Raw genomic sequence first — 18,677 nt, 5'->3', positions numbered from 1 at the left:
ATTATGTCAATCCTTATTCTATTTATGTAAGTAATTCATCATAATAAAAAGGAGAAAGAATATGAAAAGAACAATCATGATTATTTGTCTGATTCTAAGTATGACATGGGTTTCAGCGTGTACTCCTGGAGTAGGAGAAGGTGAGAATGGTAGCTTCGTTCTACCAAATCAGTTGCCCAAAAATGTAGTGTTTAAAAATGGTACAATCTATACTTCAAATGGCAAGCAAGACATTGTAGAGGCTGTAGCCGTTAAAGAAGGGAAAATTACATTTGTTGGTTCAAACAAAGATGTAGAAGAATTTATAAATGAAGATACGAAAGTGGTGGATTTACAAGGACGTTTTATTCTCCCTGGTTTTGTGGACAATCATAATCATATATTTGAGGCGAAATCACCAGCAGCAGGGAATTGTAGTGTCTCATCAGATGCTTCGCTGCAAGAACAACGCTCGTATTTAAAGGCTTGTAAAAAAAATGTGAAAGATGGCGAATGGATAAGTGGAACAGGGTTTAGTTTGGAAGAGCTGTTAAAAGATATGGACGAAAAATCAGAACAACAAACGCCATTACAAGTTCTTGATGAGTTATTTCCTAATAACCCCGTATTAATTATGGAAAGAACCTCTCATTCTGTATGGGTTAACTCAAAAGCACTGGAGTTAGCTGGAATAAATAAAGATACGAAAGATCCGCAAGGCGGAAGAATTATTCGGGATCCAGAGACAGGAGAAGCTTTTGGGATTCTTTATGATACAGCAGGAGATATCGTGATGGAAAAAGCATGGAATTCTCAGCCCAATCTGTTTGAAAAAAATTATGAAGGTTTGCTGGACGGATTAGATGAGGTTGCGAAGAATGGTATTACAACAGTCGGTGATGGACGTCTTTATTGGAAGCGAGGCTGGTTAGACGTTTGGAATAAAGTACATGATGAAAAAAAATTAACAACGCGAGTAGTACTTCGCCCATGGGTATATCCAAATGTAAATGAAGCAGAACAAATGGAGTATTTCAAAAAAATTAAACGTGATGATTTGTCATCCCGCATGCTTATTAATCAAGTGAAAATGTATAGTGATGGAATTAGTATTAATAGTACAGCTAAAACGCTTGAAAAATATAAATTTGAGTGGTTTAAAGGAACCCCGTATGGTTTGAACTATATTCCAGAAGAAAAAATGAAATGGTGGTTAACTGAACTTAATAAACTTGGTTACGGTGCACTCATTCACACAATTGGAGATGGCGGGGTAAGAGAGAGTTTAAATGCAATTGAAGCAGCGAAAAAAGAAGGTGCGAATCAACCTTATACGCTTACGCACGTGGAAATGGTAGAAGATAGTGATATAAATCGTTTTGTTAAATTAGGTATTAGCGCTGATTTTCAAGTAGGTCATGATTTTGCGGAAGATCCTAAACAAAGCTGGGCGAGTACGTATTTTACAAATCAACAGATGAAACGAATTATGCCGTTAGAACGAATTTGGAAAACAGGAGCAAACGTATCACTTAGTAGTGATTGGGATGTAAATGAAGTAAATCCACTTGTGACGATTTCAAATGCACTAAGCATTGATGAAAAGGGCTTGTCTGATGTATACGCAGCTATCGATGCTTATACAATTAAGCCAGCTAAAGCATTAGGTCTTGATAGTGTTACTGGTTCAATTGAAGTAGGTAAATCAGCCGATATGATATTACTAAATGAAGATATTACTAAAATGAGTACCGATAAGATTCCGAATGCGAAAGTTTTAGTGACGGTTTTACAAGGAGAAGTAGTGTATCACAAGGGAGAATAAAGAATCAGTTTATGAAGTAGTTAATATATTTCTGTTGACCTTAACACGATGTCAAAGTTTAGACTGAACTTACATTCGTAGAAGGGGTGAAAACGTATGAGAAATAGTTTATTTTATATGCCTGCTGAGTGGAAAAAACATGAGGGAACATGGCTCCAATGGCCTCATGATAAGGCTCATAGAGGTGAAGGTTATAGAGCTAAGTTAGATGATATTTGGGTAACGATGGCAAAGGAGCTTCATTACGGAGAGAATGTGCATATTGTTGTATTTGATGAGGAAGAAAAAGTGCATGTCCAATCGAAGTTAATGGAAGCAAACGTAAATATGGACAAAATTAGTTTTTTAGTTGAAGAAACGGATGATGTTTGGATAAGAGATAATGGACCGATCTTTGTAAAAGATAAGGAAGGCAATCTCTGCTTAACACACTGGATTTTTAATGGCTGGGGGGAGAAATATCCATATGAAAATGATGCTGTTATTCCGGAAAAAATAAGTGGAATGTATAGCATTCCAAAAGTTAAATCTAGTGTTTGTATAGAAGGTGGAGGAATAGAGATAAATGGAAATGGCACCTTAATGGCGGCAAAAACTTCTATTATAAATGAAAATCGAAATCCTACACTAAGTCAGGAAGAGATTGAAATAGAGTTAACGAAGTATTTGGGAGTAACGAATTTTATATGGATAACTGGTATTCGCGGAGAGGATAATTATGATGAAGATACAGATTACCATATTGATGGGGCAGCGCGTTTTGTAAATGAAAATACAATTCTTTATGAATATGATCCTTTCGGGGAAAGCGAATCATACCTTTTGGAGGCGTACGAAAAGCATTATCAAGAATTGAGACAAGCAAGAAATATAGATGGAAAGCCATTTCAGCTCATACCAGTACCGGTGACAAGAAAAGTGGTAAAAGAAGCAGACTGTAAGGGCTCATATTTGAACTTTTATATTGGAAATGAAGTTGTATTAGTTCCTATATATGGCGATGAACATGACAAGTTAGGGCTTCAAATCATTGAAGGGCAGTTTCCAGGAAGAAGAATTGTCGGTATTTATGTAAATGAACTGTTTGCGTATGGTGGCATGATTCACTGTGTGACGCAGCAACATTTAGCATAAAGTATCCGAAATGAAAAAAGCGTGCAGAGTATATACTCTGCATGCTTTTTATAATGCTGAAAACTCTTCAACAAGTGAGCTAAAACGATTTAATGCACTTTCAATCGGTTCTGGTGTAGTTAAATCAACACCAGCTTTTTTCAGTAGGTTTAATGGATAATCAGAGCTTCCACCTTTAAGGAATTCGATATAATTTTTCTGAGCATTTGGGTCGCCGCTTAATAATTTATCAGCGATTTGGATTGCAGAGGCAAATCCAGTTGCGTATTTGTATACGTAAAATGGACGATAGAAGTGTGGAATTCTAGACCAGCCGTATTTTACTTCTTCGTCAAATACGAGAGAGTCGCCATTATATTCTCTAAATAAGTTTTCGTAAACTTCGCTGTAGACTTGGGCATTTAATGGTTTACCTTGCTCGGCCATTTCATGTGTGATTTTTTCAAACTCAGCAAACATGATTTGTGTAAAGAAAGTACCTTTAAAGCTCTCAATAAAGTGGTTAATTAAATGATTACGCACGTTCGTTTCTTTTGCTTCTTTTAATAAATAGTGAATTAATAACACTTCATTTACTGTAGAAGCAACTTCTGCAACAAAGATAGTATAGTGTGCAGAAATCCTTGGTTGGTATCCGTGTGAGTAATGCGTATGCATACCGTGACCGCATTCATGAGTAAGAGTGAAAAGGCTATTTAAATCATCATGATGATTTAAAAGAATGAAAGGATGAACACCGTATACACCAAAGTTATAAGCGCCAGAACGTTTTCCAGGTGTTTCTCTCACGTCTATATAGCGTTTATCTTTAAAGCTTTTTAATGTTTCAATATATTCTTCACCTAAAGGAGCGAGTGACGCGATCATTATGTCAAACGCTTCGTCGTATGGAATGTCTTGTTTTACACCTTTTACTAAATCAACACTCAAGTCGTATTGTCTTAGTTCATCTACATTTAATTTTTCTTTTCTAAGTTCATTATATGTATGTAATGATTGAATGTTTTTTTTCGTCGTATCGATTAAATTTTCATATACTTCTTTCGGAACCATATCGCCAAATAATGATTTTTCTAAAGCTGATGGATATTTTCTTAGCTTTGAAACAGTAACATTATTTTTAATAGCAGCAGATAAAGTAGAAGCGATAGAGTTTTTTAACTGAACGTATGGTTTGTAATAAGCTTTATAGGCTTCTTTACGTTTCTCACGATTCTCATCTTCTATTAACTTTGCATACATGCCGCGCGTTAAATTTACTTTTTTTCCATCATCAGTAGTCACGTCACCAAATAGTATATCTGCATTATTTAACATGCCAAATGTATGCTGGGGGGAGGAGAGTGCTTCGCCCATTTGGGATAAAATCTCTTCTTGGTCCTTATTCAATACGTGTTTTTTATAACGGTATAATTCAAATAAGTCTTCTTTATAATATTGTAAGCCTTCTGCTTCTTCTATGTAAGAATGTAATGTGTTTTCATCTACGCTAAGTAAGAATGGGGAAAAGAAAGATTTAGCCGCACTTACTTTCACATGTAATTGTGATACTTTATCGACAAGAGATTGAGCGGCAGTATCGCGCGTATCAAGATCAGATTGTAATCGTGCATAAGCGAACATTAAAGATATTATGCTAGAAATTTCTTCACTCTTTGTTAAATAAGCTAATAAGCTATTACCATCATAAATATTTCCATTAAACTCATGTAATTCTTTCGTTAATACTTCAATTTTATGAAAATCGCTTTCCCAATCTTCAATTGTATGATAAATGTCCGTTAAATCCCATTTCTCTTTATCATCTACTTGTAGTCGATCTTTAAGTTCTGTCATAATCATTTCCTTTCTAAATATGTAGTTATATTCCTATATAACTATGAAATACAACAAATTGCAAAAAATCCCTGCTGGAAAATGAAAAGCCTTGCTAAAATGGCAAGGCTTAAAAAATTATAATGTAATTCCGAATTTTGAATGTAAAAGATTTTTATATTGCACATCTGTAACGTTTTCTTTCGTTTTTTTACCGTTTTTCGCTATTGTTAGACTATCCTTTGTTAAAGATGCATGCCCATCTTCAGTTAGTTTTACAATAAGAGGTACTTTATTAAATGGTGAGCCCTCATGTTCAACGATAATTTTTTGTGCTGCATTTGCTTTTTCTTCATTCACTTCCTCTATATAAAATGCATAGCCTAACGTCCAATCATCAGTAGAAGATTGATCCAAAAACTCATTGTTTTTACGCATCTCTAAAATATAGTTTCCCTTTTCGGTCATTTCTTTACGAATACGATAATCTCCTGTGATGGAGTGAATGACTTCACCTGAGAAAGGGACAGGTGCAAGAGGTAAGTATGATCCGAATCCTACTTCAATTAAATAAAGTTCATTATGGTGTGTTAAAACAGTTGCGATATGACCAGAATCAACAGCCCATATAGAATTTGCAGTATTGTACACTGTTCCTGAAACGAGATGAACATCAAATCCAGCGTCTTTAAGGAAGTAGTACATAGTAGGATTAAGTTCATAACAAAGACCACCACGGTTGTTTACTAAAATTTTTTCTTTTAGATTTTCTTTTGATATTTTTATAAAGTTGTTTTCGAGAATATTTAAGTTTTCAAAAGGGACAGTTTGTGCCATTGCGTACATAATGTCAGATAAATTTTCAAATGAAACTTTGTCTTTTTTTTCTATATGTAATCGCGTGAAAAATTGTTTTTGAAAGTCGGTCATAGAAATCCCTCCGTTATGCTTTTATAGATAAATTGTAAACAATCTTGAATAAGATGTGAAATGAAAACTACGTTGAAGTATTTGATGAATATTTGAAGTTAGACTAAAAAATAATATGAGAGAGTGAGAGATTGCTACTTTACTAATTGTAGAACGAATATTATAATAATTCCGATAAACTATGCAAACGTTTTCTTGGAAGGGGATGGTGTAAATATGTTGAAAAGAATAACAGTAGTCGGATTGTTGGTTGTTTTGTTTTTACCTAGTATATATGGAGGGAGTAAAGCATATGCAGATAAGGTTAACAATGGAACGTTAATGCAGTATTTTGAGTGGTATGCTCCGAATGATGGGAATCATTGGAACCGCTTGCATTCAGATGCCGGTAATTTAGCTCAGAAAGGAATTACATCTGTCTGGATACCGCCTGCATATAAAGGAACTACGCAAAATGACGTAGGATATGGAGCATATGATTTATATGACTTAGGGGAATTCAATCAAAAAGGAACGGTGCGGACAAAATATGGGACAAAAGCACAGTTGAAATCTGCAATTGAAGCTTTACATAAGCAAAACATCGATGTATATGGTGATGTAGTTATGAATCATAAAGGTGGAGCGGATTATACTGAAAATGTAACAGCTGTTGAGGTGGACCGTAATAATCGAAATATTGAGGTATCAGGTGATTATGAAATTAATGCATGGACGGGGTTTAACTTTCCCGGGCGCGGAGATACTTATTCTAATTTTAAATGGAAATGGTATCATTTTGACGGAACGGATTGGGATGAAGGGAGGAAATTAAATCGAATTTATAAATTTAGGGGGATAGGTAAAGCGTGGGACTGGGAAGTGTCTAGCGAGAATGGAAATTATGATTATTTGATGTATGCAGATCTTGATTTTGATCATCCAGATGTTGCGAATGAGATGAAAAATTGGGGGACGTGGTATGCGAATGAATTAAATTTAGATGGCTTTCGTTTAGATGCTGTTAAACATATTGATCATGAATATTTACGCGATTGGGTAAATCATGTCAGACAGCAAACGGGGAAAGAAATGTTTACGGTGGCTGAATATTGGCAAAATGATATCCGAACTTTAAATAATTATTTAGCGAAGGTCAATTATAATCAATCTGTATTTGATGCACCACTACATTACAACTTTCATTATGCTTCAAAAGGAAATGGGAATTATGATATGAGAAATATTTTAAATGGAACAGTAATGCAAAATCACCCTGCACTTGCAGTTACTCTCGTTGAGAATCATGATTCTCAGCCTGGGCAGTCATTGGAATCTGTAGTAAGTCCGTGGTTTAAACCGTTGGCATATGCATTTATTTTAACTCGTGCAGAGGGCTATCCTTCAGTTTTCTATGGTGATTACTATGGGACAAACGGAAATAGTAGTTATGAAATACCAGCGTTAAAAGATAAAATTGATCCAATTTTGACGGCACGAAAAAACTTTGCATATGGTACGCAGCATGATTATTTAGACCATCCAGATGTAATTGGATGGACACGAGAAGGTGATGGTGTACATGCGGATTCCGGTCTAGCGACATTAATCTCAGATGGACCAGGAGGATCAAAGTGGATGGAGGTTGGAAAGAATAACGCAGGGGAAGTATGGTACGATATGACGGGTAATCAAACAAATACTGTAACAATTAATAAGGACGGATGGGGGCAGTTCCATGTAAGTGGAGGTTCAGTTTCGATATATGTTCAGAAGTGAGTTGGTGATAGAAAAGAAGAGGAAGACTGAAATATAAGTCTTCCTCTTCTTTTTATATTGTTATCATACCTAAATCTTTATTTTAATAAATGCACTAGTCGACTTTTGAAACAACAAGAGATGCGTTGGAATAAATAATGTCACCCGTGGCTTCTCTTATTCGTACTCGAAGAACATCTCCTTGGTTTAAAGGTAATAGATCAGTTCTGGCGGATGTAGCTCTTACCCCAGACCCACCACCAACTCGTGATTCAATTGCGAATTGAATCGAATCGTTTATTGTAAGGTTTAATATACTAGACGAAATAGCTTGTATCGCAAATACGATTGAAAAGGATACAGAGTATACACCAGTGGTATTAATTGTAATGGAGTTGTCTACTAGGTTTAGAGTAGTTCCACTAACAGGTCCTGGAACGGTAAAATTAATATTTGTATTAACTACTACTGAAAAACCGATACCTATTTCAGAAGTTATTGCTCCAAATACGGGGAGGATCCCTAAACCGGTTGTACCAGTAGGTCCTGTAACTCCAGTGGGCCCAGTTATTCCAATTCCAGTAGGTCCTGTAATCCCAATGGGCCCAGTTATTCCAATTCCGGTAGGCCCTGTAAACCCAGTGGGTCCAGTTATTCCAATTCCAGTAAAACCTGTCGCACCGGTAGGTCCTGTGATTCCAGTAGGTCCGGTTGGGAATGTAAATGGTGGAATTGGTGGTAGTGTGGGGCCAATTAAATTTGGTTCAAGAGCAGGCCCATGTAAAATAATATATTGTTCGTTCATATAGTAACCCCCTATGATTGCTTGTCATAATTATTAAATGTATTAGGGAAAGTAAATGACATTCGCAATAGCGGAGGCGCTTATTTAATTTTTTCGCAGCGAAATTAAAGTTATTACTTTAAAGTTGGAGACGATAAAAGCCATACTGTGATTGTTATAGAACTAAATATTAGTATGTTTTTAACGTGATTTTAATAGATGTTATATTTGCTTTACGATAAAATGTTTATAGTGTAAAATTACACTTTAAGTGTAAAGTGAAAACAAATGGGTGTTTTTACACTTGTGGTTATTAGGGCCTTCTAAAGCAAAATGATGAGTTTTTATTATTAATGTCAGAGAAGGCAAAGTGGTGTAGCAATTATTAGAAGAAGTTTTTTATATACATTGTAATTTCAAATCTATAAGGACATTTCTGTATAGGCAGTAGTAGCGAAAGGAGAGGCATTATGAAAAGAACAATAATGAAATATAGTATAATGTTTAGTTTATTACTATTAACATCATGTGATATAACGGATGAAGAACTTGAACAAAAAGCACAAAGTTATACAAAATCGGAGTATGGTATTTCTGTTAAACTAAACCAAGTTGAAACACTGGATAACGGAAAGGATTTCCTTGGTCCAAAGTGGCGGATAGTTTCTGTACAGCAAGTCGATGAACCGTATTTGCAATTTCAATTTTCTTTCGAGGGACAAATCTCTCCAAAAGTAAATAATGATAACTATAAAATAAAAAAAGAAGCGAATGATTTACAAGAAAGATTCAATACATATTATGAAAAAAAAGAGAATAATACTATCCTTATTTTCGCTCAAATACAGGCGGGGGATACTGTTTTCGATAAAAATGCCGAGAAAGAAATAGCGAAGAAAAATTTGAAGCAGTATTATACGGCAGTTTTTAGAAGTAATACTGTTTTAGATGTAAACAATCCTGTACATATGGAAACATTAGCGGAGGCCGCAAGAAGTATGAAGGAATTTAATAAAATGATTGAAAATAGTAAGAGTAGTGTGGAAGATATAACGATTCAGCTGCCAGACGTTAATAAGGATGTATTAAAAAATATTGCAGTAGATTATATATTAACGGCTGAAGATGCGAAAAAGACCCTTGAGAAAAAGGCTGACTATATGAAAGTTTTACAGTCTACGAAGTGAAAAAAGGGACCTTCCTCAGGTGTGAAAGGCAATAGTCTGACACCTTTACTTCTTGCAAAACATATAGTATGATGATTTCAGTAAATTAGATTTCAATGACTATAATATAAATTAATGAGAGGTGCTTTTTGTGAGTGCGGTAGGTACTAAATAGGAAAAATTTAATGAAATAAATCGGATAAGACCAGGGGATTTTTATGTACATCATACCCCTAATTTTGTCATGGATTTATTTCGAAACCTATGAAGATACCTACAATACTTTATAAAGCGTGTAATAAGGGGATTGCCATCTGTTTTTTATGGCTTATTTCCTCATATGTTATTACACATGCCTTGTAAATGTAAAAGCTGCGGTATCCCCGCAGCTTTTTTGTATATTTTTTTAATGTATAAAAATGGTAAATGAATAATGTAGAACTCATTGGAATCTAATGAGTAGGTATCTTCATTTATGATAAAAATCAATCATAGTGAGGAGAAACAAAATGAATACGATGACTTTTGAAAAGTTACAATATAACGAATTAAAGGAAATAGTGAAATCATATTGTGTAAGTGGATTAGGTAAGGAATTATTAAATAAATTAGAGCCGAGTACGAGTATAAAAGTAGTGAGGAATCGCTTGAATGAAACGACAGAAGCACGAGCTATAGTAGATGCAGAAGGGCATGTTCCTTTCTTCGGCATTTCAAATATTGCTAGTACAATTCAAAAATTAGAAAAAGGGATGATTTTAGATCCTGAAGAGTTAGTAAGTGTTTCAGACTTTTTACGTGGCTGTAGAAAGATTAAAAAGTTTATGTTAGATAAAGAATTTTTTGCGCCAGTATTAGCTTCTTATGCGAATTCAATGACTGAATATAAAAGTATTGAAGAGGAAATCAACTTTTCTATTAAAGGTAATAGTATTGATGCAGCTGCGAGTAAAGAATTAAAACGAATTCGCAATAACATTGATTCGGTAGACGGAAAAATAAAAGAGCGCTTAACGAAGTTTTTAAATAGTAGTACAAATAAGAAATATATTCAGGAATTCTTTATTAGTAAAAAGGATGATCGCTATACGATTCCAATTAAATCTTCTTATAAAAATCAAGTTGCGGGAAGTATAGTTGAAGCATCCGCTAAAGGTTCTACTGTATTTATAGAACCGCATACGGTTACAAAGTTAAATGCGGAACTCGCAAGTTTGAAAGCAGAAGAAGCGATGGAAGAGTATCAAATTTTAGCAACTTTATCAGGAATGGTAGTAGAAAACATTTATCATATAAAAATTAATATGGAATTGATTAGTCAATATGATATGGTATTTGCGAAAGCGAAGTTTAGTAAATCAATCGATGGAATAGAGCCGAAATTAAATGATCATGGCTATATTCATTTAGTGAATTGTAAGCATCCGCTTTTAAATGGGAAAGTAGTACCATTAAACTTTGAAATCGGTCAAAACTACCGAAGTTTAATTATTACAGGACCAAATGCGGGCGGGAAAACAATTGTGCTAAAAACAATCGGATTGTTAACATTAGCGACAATGTCAGGCCTTCATATCGCTGGAGATAAAGAAACGGAAATTGCTATTTTCGAAAATGTATTTGTAGACATTGGTGATAATCAAAGTATCGAAAATGCACTAAGTACATTTTCATCTCATATGAAAAATCTTTCTGAAATCATGAGGATGTCAAATAATAATACGTTACTGTTATTTGACGAAATAGGAAGCGGTACAGAACCGAATGAAGGTGCGGCGCTTGCGATATCTATTTTAGAAGAATTTTACCTTGCGGGATGTATTACAATTGCGAGTACGCATTACGGTGAAATCAAACGCTTTTCAGAAATGCACGATGATTTTATGAACGCAGCAATGCAATTTAATAGTGAAACACTAGAGCCACTTTATAAATTAGTGATCGGTAAATCAGGTGAAAGTAATGCACTTTGGATTGCGAATAAAATGAATGTGAGAGAACATGTACTGCAAAGAGCGAAAGAGTATATGGGAAATAAAGAATACGCTATAGAAAAAGTGAATGAAAGTAAGATTAGAAAACCGAAAATGGTGCAAGAAAAAAGAGAAAACCATTATGAGTACAAAATCGGCGATCGTGTAAATTTATTAGATTATGATGATTTTGGTATCATCTATAAGGAAATAGATAATTTCTATAACGTCGTTGTATATTATAACGGTGAATTTGTTGAAGTGAATGTAAAACGTATTACGTTAGAGGTAGCAGCAAAAGAATTATACCCAGAAGGATATGATTTAAATACACTATTTGTCGATTATAAAGAAAGAAAAATGCAACACGATATTGAGCGCGGATCGAAAAAAGCGCTTCGTAAAATTGAAAAAGAAATAAGAAAGAATAGAGGATAAGTTAAGATGGTAACGATTAGACAAGAGCAAAAAAACGATTATAGAAAAACAGAAGAAGTTGTACAACAAGCATTTTTAAATGAAGAATTTAGTGATAAAAAGGAACATGAACTTGTAAAACGTATTAGAGAATGTGACGCGTTTATTCCTGAATTATCATTAGTTGCGGTTGATGAGGGAATAGTGGGGCACATTTTGTTGTCAAACATTACAATAGAACAGGATGGAACTTCTGTAGAATCGTTAGCACTTGCACCGATTTCAGTTGATAGGGGCCACCAGAAAAAAGGAATTGGTGGGAAGCTTATTGTAGCTGCTTTAGAAAAAGCGAAAGAACTTGGATATGGATCAGTTGTAGTGTTAGGACATCCAGAGTATTATCCGAAATTTGGTTTTAAGAAAGCAAGTGAGTGGAATATAAAAGCGCCATTTGAAGTGCCTGATGAGGTGTTTATGGTGATGGAGCTAAGAGAGAATGCTCTTGAAGGTGTAGAAGGAGTTGTTCAGTATTCGAGTGCTTTTGCTGAGTAGGAGTATCGATTAAGAAATGTAATCATAAAAGAAGCTATCTTTTTGTAGGGATATACAGAAAGATAGCTTTTTTTATTAAGGAAATTCACTTACGTATATTTTGCTCAATGAATAATTGAGATGGTAAAATTGATATAGAAATGTAAAGGGAGAGAATAGAATGAAGAAGCGAGAAACAGATAGCAATGAGAATGTAGTTACGTTATATGTTACAAGACACGGTAAAACAATATTAAATACGAATCATCGTGCGCAAGGTTGGGCAGATTCTCCATTAGTAGAAAAAGGTGTGGAAGTTGCCTCTAATTTAGGAACGGGATTAAAAGATGTTCATTTTATGCAAGCGTATAGTAGTGATAGCGGTCGAGCGATTGAAACTGCTAATTTAGTATTAAAGTATAGTGAACAATCAAAATTGAAACTTGAGCAAAGGAAAAATTTACGAGAATTAAATTTTGGTATTTTTGAAGGTGAAAAACTTGAAAATATGTGGGATGTGGTTGGAAAAGCTGCGGGCGTTGCATCACCAGAAGAACTCATGAAGTTTTCTATTCAAGAAGTGATTAACCTGATTAGAGCAGCAGACCCTACGAAACAGGCGGAAGATTGGGAATTATTTTCTACTCGTATAAAAGCAGAGATTGATAAAATTAGTGAAGAAGCTGTTGGAAATGGTGGCGGTAACGTATTAGTTGTCGTTCATGGGCTTTTAATTACTACCTTAATAGAACTGTTAGATAGTAGCAAAACAAAGCTTGGAGTGGAAAATGCTAGTGTGACGAAGATTGTATATCAAGATGGGAAGTACACAGTCGAGTCGGTTGGAGATATGAGCTATGTTGCAAAAGGGAAAGAAAGTGTGGAAATATAATTATATCTCAAATAGAAATAAGAAAAAGAAGCTAGAAAGATCTTAACGAGATCTTTTTAGGGTGAGTTTTACTCAAAATAACAAATAAGATCGTATGCCTTTTCGCATAAGCGGAAGGGTCTTTTTTTATTGATTTAAATCATTTTTCGTTGAGTTTGTACCAAAAACAGTACCACTTTCAACATAAAGTAAGAGTGTACAATGATTTATGTTACAGTTGATTAGAATAGGTGTATAAAATCTTGGTTGAGCAGTTATGTAAAGAGACTCGCAACTGTTTCAGATAGATTTTCAAAATGGGGGGAAATAATGGATTTTCAAGATTTGATGGAATTTAAAGGGTATATATATTTAAACAAATTGTTTGAACCTGAAGAAAATTCACTGAGGGTACTTATTGATAGGTGTAAAGTTAACAAAACTAAGGGACTCGCGAAAATTACAGATGAGGTTAAAATAGAAGCATCATCCATTGATGTTGATGACAATCTGCCAATTGTGCAATTGGATTTTGAATCGTATGTTGCTTACTCCGTTATTAATGAATCGTTTACTGTAATGGATGACTACGAAATTTCAGAAGGTAGAATTTTTAGAGTTTACTCAAAATCAAGATATTCGGATTTTGTTAAAGCAGGAACAATTGCTGAATTTATATTTCCTGAAGAGCAGTTCGTTCATTATCAAATTCCTTGTTTGAACCATATCATCGACATTATTTCATATGATGAGCCGAAAATTACTGGAATGAAAAGAAACTAATAAAATTCCATACTAAAAGAGCATCGGAATCGATGCTCTTTTAGTATGCTTATCTTTCCTTTTTAAAGTGGAAAGATTACGGAATTAATAAAATTTTCCCAGTACTTTTACGGCTCTCTAATAATTCATGTGCAAAAGCACCATCTTGTAAAGCGAATGTAGTTGGACTCGCGATATTTAATTCTCCTGCAGTGATCCAATCAAATAATTGAGTAGATCGCTTTTTACGTTCTTCATACGTAGTAAGTACGTTCCAAAGGTCTCCGCCAGTTAAAGTTTTTGAAGTATCCATAAGCATACGTGGATCTACAGGCGTTGGATTACCGCCAGCCATTCCGTAAAATACGACAGTACCACCAACTTTAGTCGCTTTAAAACTTTCTTCTAATGTAGAACCTACGGATTCATACACAACATTTACGCCAGCGCCATTAGTCATTTCAAGTACATTCGTATGCCATGCTTCAGTATATAAAAATACGTGATCAACACCAGCTAACGTGGCTATCTGTGCTTTTTCTTTTGATGACGTAAGACCGATTACTTTTCCGCTTTGTAGTTTAATCATTTGGATGAGAAGTTGACCAACGCCACCAGCTGCGGCATGTACTAAAGCTATATCACCTTGTTTTATTTGATAGCTATCGTTCGTTAAATAATGTGCTGTTAGACCTTGCAATAAGACAGAAGCGGCTGTTTCAAAAGAGATAGCATCCGGAAGCTTAATTGCCTTCTCAGATGGAACAGCAACTAGCTCTGCATTTGCAAATGGAACGTCAGCAAATGCAATGCGGTCTCCGGGATTGATAGTAGTAACGTTAGCTCCTACTTTTTCAACAATACCAGCGCCTTCATAACCTAATATATAAGGCGGGTTACCAGCGAGATGATAATCGCCGCGGCGTCTATAAATATCAGCGAAATTTAAACCGATTGCTTGCATGCGAACAAGGATTTCATTTGGATTTATGATTGGATCAGGTATTTCTTTATATTGTAGTACATTAGCGTCTCCGAATGTTTCGAAGCAAAGTGCTTTCATATGGAATACCTCCATTTATATTGTTTGTCGATGTTCTTTATCATACAATACAAATATCAATAGGCAAAGAGGATTATTTCGATAAAATCAATCGGAAATACCGATTGAAAAAGAGGGATGATAAATGGAGATAAAACAATTAATTACATTTAAAGTAGCAGCAGAAAGTTTGAATTTTACACAAACTGCGAAGAAATTAAACTTCGCTCAGTCGAGCGTGACAGCGCAAATTAAAACGTTAGAGGCTGAGCTCGGTACACCATTATTTGAGAGATTAGGAAAACGTCTTTTCTTAACTGAGGCAGGAAAGAAGTTTCAACTATATGCCGATAAGATGATTGCGCTTAGTAACGAAGCGAAAATGGCTGTGAAAGATGATGAGGAAATGGCAGGTACGTTAATAATTGGTGCACAAGAAAGTCAATGTACATATAGGCTTCCTTCCATATTAAAAAGGTTTAAAGCACAATTTCCCCAAATAAAGCTTATATTTAAACCTGCACATTCAAATAAAGATGCGAAGGAACAATTGATGGAAGGGAAAGTAGATCTTGCATTTATTTTGGACGAATGTAAAACAGAGGATGTTTTACATGTGGAGCCACTTATGAAAGAAGAATTAAAAGTAGTCGCTGCTCCAGCGCATCATTTACTCGGGCAAACTTCCGTTTCTACAAAAGATTTGGAGAGCGAGACACTTTTACTAACAGAACTCGGTTGCTCGTATCGGACTTTATTTGAAGAGCTATTTCGTACAGAAGATGTGTATCCAGCAAATAAGATTGAGTTTGTTAGTGTCGAGGCAATTAAACAATGTGTTATTGCAGATTTAGGTATAGCAGTTTTGCCAGCAATAGTAGTAGAAAAAGATATACGAGAGGGGACGATAAAAGAGTTACATTTAGAAAATGCAATCTCACCGATTTATACACAAATCGCTTGGCATAAAGATAAATGGATGACAGCTCCGCTACAGCAATTTATTGAGGTAACGAGGGAGTCTTTTACAACGGATTAAGTGGAGAAATATTTATTTTATATAAAAGAAAAAATGGCACTTTTGTATAAAGAACCGATGCTTGAATGAAACAAGTATCGGTTCTTTTATGTTTTAAATAAAGAATGCTATAAAATGTGTATTTCTCAACTTTTTTTCTTACAAGGATAAGTAAATTTCTTCGTATATTCCAATAACCATAAGGGAATTTACAACGTTTATTCGTTTCTGTAAGATGCCTCTAGGAAGTAAGAAAGGAGGGCGTACATAGGAGATAGATTGTCTTTATTATACGTTCTTATTTTGAGGGAGGAGATTTAAATGTTTAAAAAGCTAATGAAAGTATGTGTGTTAAGTGTAGCGAGTGTAGGTGTATTATTTAGTTTCCAAGGAAGTACATTTGCAGCTACTGATTTAAGTAGTTACTATGACGGGAAAAATCCAGCAACAACGAAAGTATACGGAGGCAGTACAACCTGTGATGCAGATGGATTTAATGCAAAGTCTACAGCGGTGTATGAAGGTAGTAAAAAAGTAGGGACAGTGTATTTACGTTACAGTAATAAATGTCATGCAGCTTGGGCTAAGTTTGTTTTAGATCAACCAGCACCAGCTGTTTCGGGAGGAGTGTATGCGTACGCTGTTGTGAATAAATACAAAAACGGTGTATTCCAAAAATCAGTCACTTCTAATCAGGGGAACGGCACAATAAAAACAGGTCAAACGAGTACTTATACAGGAATGGTATTTGATTTAACTGCTGATTTCGGATACACAGCAGATGCTGAAGCAGTTACGTTTAATAACGGTTACGGAAAAACAGGGCGCTATTAAAAAGGAGTGGAATACTTTGAAACTTTTAAAAAAGCTGAGCGCATGTTTCTGTCTATCGTTGCTCGTTTTAACTAGTATGTTTAGTACGACCAATAATGATAAAGCATATGCAGAAGACCATTCGTATGATGGGAAAAGTCCGTATTACAATAGTTGTGATCAATCAGCAGTAACGAAAGAAAAGAAATGGATTGATTCAAATTCTTATGTGGAATTAAAGTTTAGTACGACGTGTAAGACTGCATGGGCAAAAGTTACTGTAACTCGTCCAGCAGTTTATAATAATGAAGCTGATGCAAGGATTGTTAGAAAAACAGATGGAAAGGCATACACTTGCGGAAGTGCTGGAGGAAATGGTGTTGTGAATAAAGGGCAAACATCATGTTATACGCCAATGGTATATGATTTAGATCCAAGAAAGGCACAAGCGCAGGGGAAACACGCCATTCCGAATAGTGACGCGTATAATTATGCTGAGACAATTTGGTATTGATGGAATTATAGAAATTTTAAGATAGCATATTTCAAGAGCATGTTTTGATTGGTTTTCAAAACATGCTCGATCTGTATTCATTTTAATCTTTTCGGTAATCAGGGCCTTTGAATCAACTAATAAGGTCTGTATCAGGAGGAGTATATCCAAGGTGACGAGCCATAGATACGATTTGTCCTTTATGATGAAATTCATGTGTTTCCGTATGAGTTAAAAGCCATAGCGGAGTTGTGCTCCAAGGTTCTTTTTGCCATTTCACTTCATTTGCTATATTTTCGAGCCAACGGTCATTGTATTCATCTAAAAAACGCATTACAACCTCATCGACTAACTTAAATCTAGCACGAACTTTCTCGACATCTGCATGCTCAATTTCATAATCACTAGCAAATGAAAAATCTGCTCGTTTTTGCTTAAATGCGAATGATCCAAGCCAGTATCGGTAGCAATCGGCTACATGAATATGTGTCTTTATAATGCTACCGCTCCCGAAATTCGGAACAGTGCTATGTAATTTTTCTAGTGGGATTTCTTCCAAAAATGAAAATAGAGTTTCTCTTGTAGCGCTAATAAGATTATATTGCTGTTTTAAAACATGTAACATGAAATTAACACTCCTCTTTTATTTACTAAACTATTTGTGTAGTAAGTAATTCTATATGTACGAGAGGTGAACCTTTTTATTATTTTTGCTAAGCATATTAGATGTATTTCTTCATTGTTTCTGATAGATTAAACAAGGTGAAACTTTAATAGGTTGAACATTCTTAGTTCATAATAAATTGTACATGAAGAAGGGGAACGATAAAATGAATAGAATAATTGGTTTAAAACAATTTGAAATAACGCGCGGGGCATTACTTAAATTTATGGAGACGCTAGATGATAAAACTGTGGATACGCAGCCAGAGGGTTTTAACAATACAATTCGCTGGCATATCGGTCATGTGTTAACGGCAGCAGAAGTTTTCATGTTTGGAAAAGAATTCAAACAATTACCAACTGAATATCCAGGTATGTTTGGGTATGGATCAAAACCGTCTAAATGGAAAACAGAAGGACCATCATTAGAAGTGTTAACGGCTCAATTAAAAGAACAAGCAAAACGTATTAACGAAATTCCAGCAGAAGCATTTGAAAATAAACTGCCAGAGCCATTCCTAGGATTGGAAACAGTAGGAGAGCTATACGGTATGATGCTTTATCATGAAGCTGATCATATTGGGCAAATGAAGGCGATGGAACGTATTATTAAGGCTCTTTAGTTTTAATTGCATATGAAAAACGAAATCACAGATGTTTTGTGAAAATTGAGGTGTAAGTAGTTACAATCTTATTTTTCACAATACAGGTGTAATGTTAAATA

17 protein-coding genes are annotated in these 18,677 nt (G+C 34.9%); 12 read left to right on the top strand and 5 right to left on the bottom strand.

The features are described 5' to 3' along the window. Positions 1 to 61 precede the first annotated feature (61 nt). On the top strand, positions 62 to 1,804 hold the full coding sequence (locus tag BAU23_RS26290; RefSeq protein WP_071735485.1) for an amidohydrolase: 1,743 nt from the start codon (positions 62 to 64) through the stop codon (positions 1,802 to 1,804). Positions 1,805 to 1,900: 96 nt separating this feature from the next. Further along, positions 1,901 to 2,938: an agmatine deiminase family protein gene (locus tag BAU23_RS26285; protein WP_001246149.1), complete on the top strand. Its 1,038-nt coding sequence runs from the start codon at positions 1,901 to 1,903 to the stop codon at positions 2,936 to 2,938. A 48-nt stretch (positions 2,939 to 2,986) separates the two neighbouring features. Here BAU23_RS26285 and pepF read toward each other — a convergent pair whose 3' ends face one another. Both pepF and BAU23_RS26275 read right to left on the bottom strand, forming a co-directional pair. Then, positions 2,987 to 4,774 carry an oligoendopeptidase F gene (pepF, locus tag BAU23_RS26280; protein ID WP_016130026.1) on the bottom strand — a complete coding sequence of 596 codons (1,788 nt, stop codon included), beginning with the start codon at positions 4,772 to 4,774 and terminating at the stop codon, positions 2,987 to 2,989. 117 nt (positions 4,775 to 4,891) lie between these two features. Beyond that, entirely contained in the window at positions 4,892 to 5,683 is a 792-nt protein-coding gene (locus BAU23_RS26275) for an arylamine N-acetyltransferase family protein (protein WP_000129229.1), read from the bottom strand. Positions 5,684 to 5,899: 216 nt separating this feature from the next. Between BAU23_RS26275 and amyS the strand changes: the two genes are divergently transcribed. Continuing rightward, positions 5,900 to 7,441: an alpha-amylase gene (gene amyS / locus BAU23_RS26270; RefSeq protein ID WP_000919650.1), complete on the top strand. Its 1,542-nt coding sequence runs from the start codon at positions 5,900 to 5,902 to the stop codon at positions 7,439 to 7,441. A gap of 94 nt (positions 7,442 to 7,535) precedes the next feature. Here the strand turns inward: amyS and betA are convergent, their stop codons facing one another. Continuing rightward, positions 7,536 to 8,225, bottom strand: coding sequence for a collagen-like exosporium glycoprotein BetA (gene betA / locus BAU23_RS26265; protein ID WP_016130024.1), 690 nt, complete (start codon positions 8,223 to 8,225; stop codon positions 7,536 to 7,538). Positions 8,226 to 8,674: 449 nt separating this feature from the next. Between betA and BAU23_RS26260 the strand changes: the two genes are divergently transcribed. The 5 genes from BAU23_RS26260 (at position 8,675) to BAU23_RS26240 (ending at position 13,945) form a co-directional block, all read left to right on the top strand. Beyond that, a complete protein-coding gene (locus BAU23_RS26260; protein ID WP_000831442.1) occupies positions 8,675 to 9,391 on the top strand; it encodes a hypothetical protein in 717 nt (238 codons plus the stop codon). Between the two features lie 488 nt (positions 9,392 to 9,879). After that, complete coding sequence (locus BAU23_RS26255; protein ID WP_001095212.1) at positions 9,880 to 11,781, top strand: endonuclease MutS2; 1,902 nt, start codon at positions 9,880 to 9,882, stop codon at positions 11,779 to 11,781. 6 nt (positions 11,782 to 11,787) lie between these two features. Continuing rightward, positions 11,788 to 12,312 carry a GNAT family N-acetyltransferase gene (locus BAU23_RS26250; protein ID WP_016130022.1) on the top strand — a complete coding sequence of 175 codons (525 nt, stop codon included), beginning with the start codon at positions 11,788 to 11,790 and terminating at the stop codon, positions 12,310 to 12,312. Positions 12,313 to 12,472: 160 nt separating this feature from the next. Then, complete coding sequence (locus BAU23_RS26245; protein WP_000745510.1) at positions 12,473 to 13,183, top strand: histidine phosphatase family protein; 711 nt, start codon at positions 12,473 to 12,475, stop codon at positions 13,181 to 13,183. A gap of 309 nt (positions 13,184 to 13,492) precedes the next feature. Next, a complete protein-coding gene (locus tag BAU23_RS26240) occupies positions 13,493 to 13,945 on the top strand; it encodes a hypothetical protein (protein WP_071735484.1) in 453 nt (150 codons plus the stop codon). Between the two features lie 76 nt (positions 13,946 to 14,021). Here the strand turns inward: BAU23_RS26240 and BAU23_RS26235 are convergent, their stop codons facing one another. Next, entirely contained in the window at positions 14,022 to 14,987 is a 966-nt protein-coding gene (locus BAU23_RS26235) for a quinone oxidoreductase family protein (protein ID WP_016130020.1), read from the bottom strand. A gap of 124 nt (positions 14,988 to 15,111) precedes the next feature. Between BAU23_RS26235 and BAU23_RS26230 the strand changes: the two genes are divergently transcribed. The 3 genes from BAU23_RS26230 (at position 15,112) to BAU23_RS26220 (ending at position 17,311) form a co-directional block, all read left to right on the top strand. Next, positions 15,112 to 16,005 (top strand): LysR family transcriptional regulator, encoded by an 894-nt coding sequence (locus BAU23_RS26230; RefSeq protein WP_016130019.1) that lies wholly within the window; start codon positions 15,112 to 15,114, stop codon positions 16,003 to 16,005. A gap of 300 nt (positions 16,006 to 16,305) precedes the next feature. Then, entirely contained in the window at positions 16,306 to 16,818 is a 513-nt protein-coding gene (locus BAU23_RS26225; protein WP_000473750.1) for a YjfA family protein, read from the top strand. Positions 16,819 to 16,834: 16 nt separating this feature from the next. Continuing rightward, on the top strand, positions 16,835 to 17,311 hold the full coding sequence (locus BAU23_RS26220) for a DUF2690 domain-containing protein (protein WP_000771042.1): 477 nt from the start codon (positions 16,835 to 16,837) through the stop codon (positions 17,309 to 17,311). 112 nt (positions 17,312 to 17,423) lie between these two features. On the opposite strand, the gene BAU23_RS26215 is transcribed toward BAU23_RS26220, so the two are convergent. Beyond that, positions 17,424 to 17,915, bottom strand: coding sequence for a DinB family protein (locus tag BAU23_RS26215; RefSeq protein WP_016130018.1), 492 nt, complete (start codon positions 17,913 to 17,915; stop codon positions 17,424 to 17,426). A gap of 184 nt (positions 17,916 to 18,099) precedes the next feature. Here BAU23_RS26215 and BAU23_RS26210 point away from each other — a divergent pair, with 184 nt between their 5' ends. Continuing rightward, on the top strand, positions 18,100 to 18,576 hold the full coding sequence (locus tag BAU23_RS26210) for a DinB family protein (protein ID WP_002076733.1): 477 nt from the start codon (positions 18,100 to 18,102) through the stop codon (positions 18,574 to 18,576). The last annotated feature ends 101 nt before the right edge of the window (positions 18,577 to 18,677 follow it).

Source organism: Bacillus nitratireducens (genome assembly GCF_001884135.1).
Classification (GTDB): domain Bacteria; phylum Bacillota; class Bacilli; order Bacillales; family Bacillaceae_G; genus Bacillus_A; species Bacillus_A nitratireducens.
This window is presented reverse-complemented; position numbering and strand designations above follow the sequence as displayed.

Excerpts from the sequence above, each read along its gene's own strand:
- BAU23_RS26290 (WP_071735485.1), top strand. The coding sequence starts at position 62 with ATGAAAAGAACAATCATGATTATTTGTCTGATTCTAAGTATGACATGG.
- BAU23_RS26285 (WP_001246149.1), top strand. The coding sequence starts at position 1,901 with ATGAGAAATAGTTTATTTTATATGCCTGCTGAGTGGAAAAAACATGAG.
- pepF (WP_016130026.1), bottom strand. The coding sequence starts at position 4,774 with ATGACAGAACTTAAAGATCGACTACAAGTAGATGATAAAGAGAAATGG.
- BAU23_RS26275 (WP_000129229.1), bottom strand. The coding sequence starts at position 5,683 with ATGACCGACTTTCAAAAACAATTTTTCACGCGATTACATATAGAAAAA.
- amyS (WP_000919650.1), top strand. The coding sequence starts at position 5,900 with ATGTTGAAAAGAATAACAGTAGTCGGATTGTTGGTTGTTTTGTTTTTA.
- betA (WP_016130024.1), bottom strand. The coding sequence starts at position 8,225 with ATGAACGAACAATATATTATTTTACATGGGCCTGCTCTTGAACCAAAT.
- BAU23_RS26260 (WP_000831442.1), top strand. The coding sequence starts at position 8,675 with ATGAAAAGAACAATAATGAAATATAGTATAATGTTTAGTTTATTACTA.
- BAU23_RS26255 (WP_001095212.1), top strand. The coding sequence starts at position 9,880 with ATGAATACGATGACTTTTGAAAAGTTACAATATAACGAATTAAAGGAA.
- BAU23_RS26250 (WP_016130022.1), top strand. The coding sequence starts at position 11,788 with ATGGTAACGATTAGACAAGAGCAAAAAAACGATTATAGAAAAACAGAA.
- BAU23_RS26245 (WP_000745510.1), top strand. The coding sequence starts at position 12,473 with ATGAAGAAGCGAGAAACAGATAGCAATGAGAATGTAGTTACGTTATAT.
- BAU23_RS26240 (WP_071735484.1), top strand. The coding sequence starts at position 13,493 with ATGGATTTTCAAGATTTGATGGAATTTAAAGGGTATATATATTTAAAC.
- BAU23_RS26235 (WP_016130020.1), bottom strand. The coding sequence starts at position 14,987 with ATGAAAGCACTTTGCTTCGAAACATTCGGAGACGCTAATGTACTACAA.
- BAU23_RS26230 (WP_016130019.1), top strand. The coding sequence starts at position 15,112 with ATGGAGATAAAACAATTAATTACATTTAAAGTAGCAGCAGAAAGTTTG.
- BAU23_RS26225 (WP_000473750.1), top strand. The coding sequence starts at position 16,306 with ATGTTTAAAAAGCTAATGAAAGTATGTGTGTTAAGTGTAGCGAGTGTA.
- BAU23_RS26215 (WP_016130018.1), bottom strand. The coding sequence starts at position 17,915 with ATGTTACATGTTTTAAAACAGCAATATAATCTTATTAGCGCTACAAGA.
- BAU23_RS26210 (WP_002076733.1), top strand. The coding sequence starts at position 18,100 with ATGAAGAAGGGGAACGATAAAATGAATAGAATAATTGGTTTAAAACAA.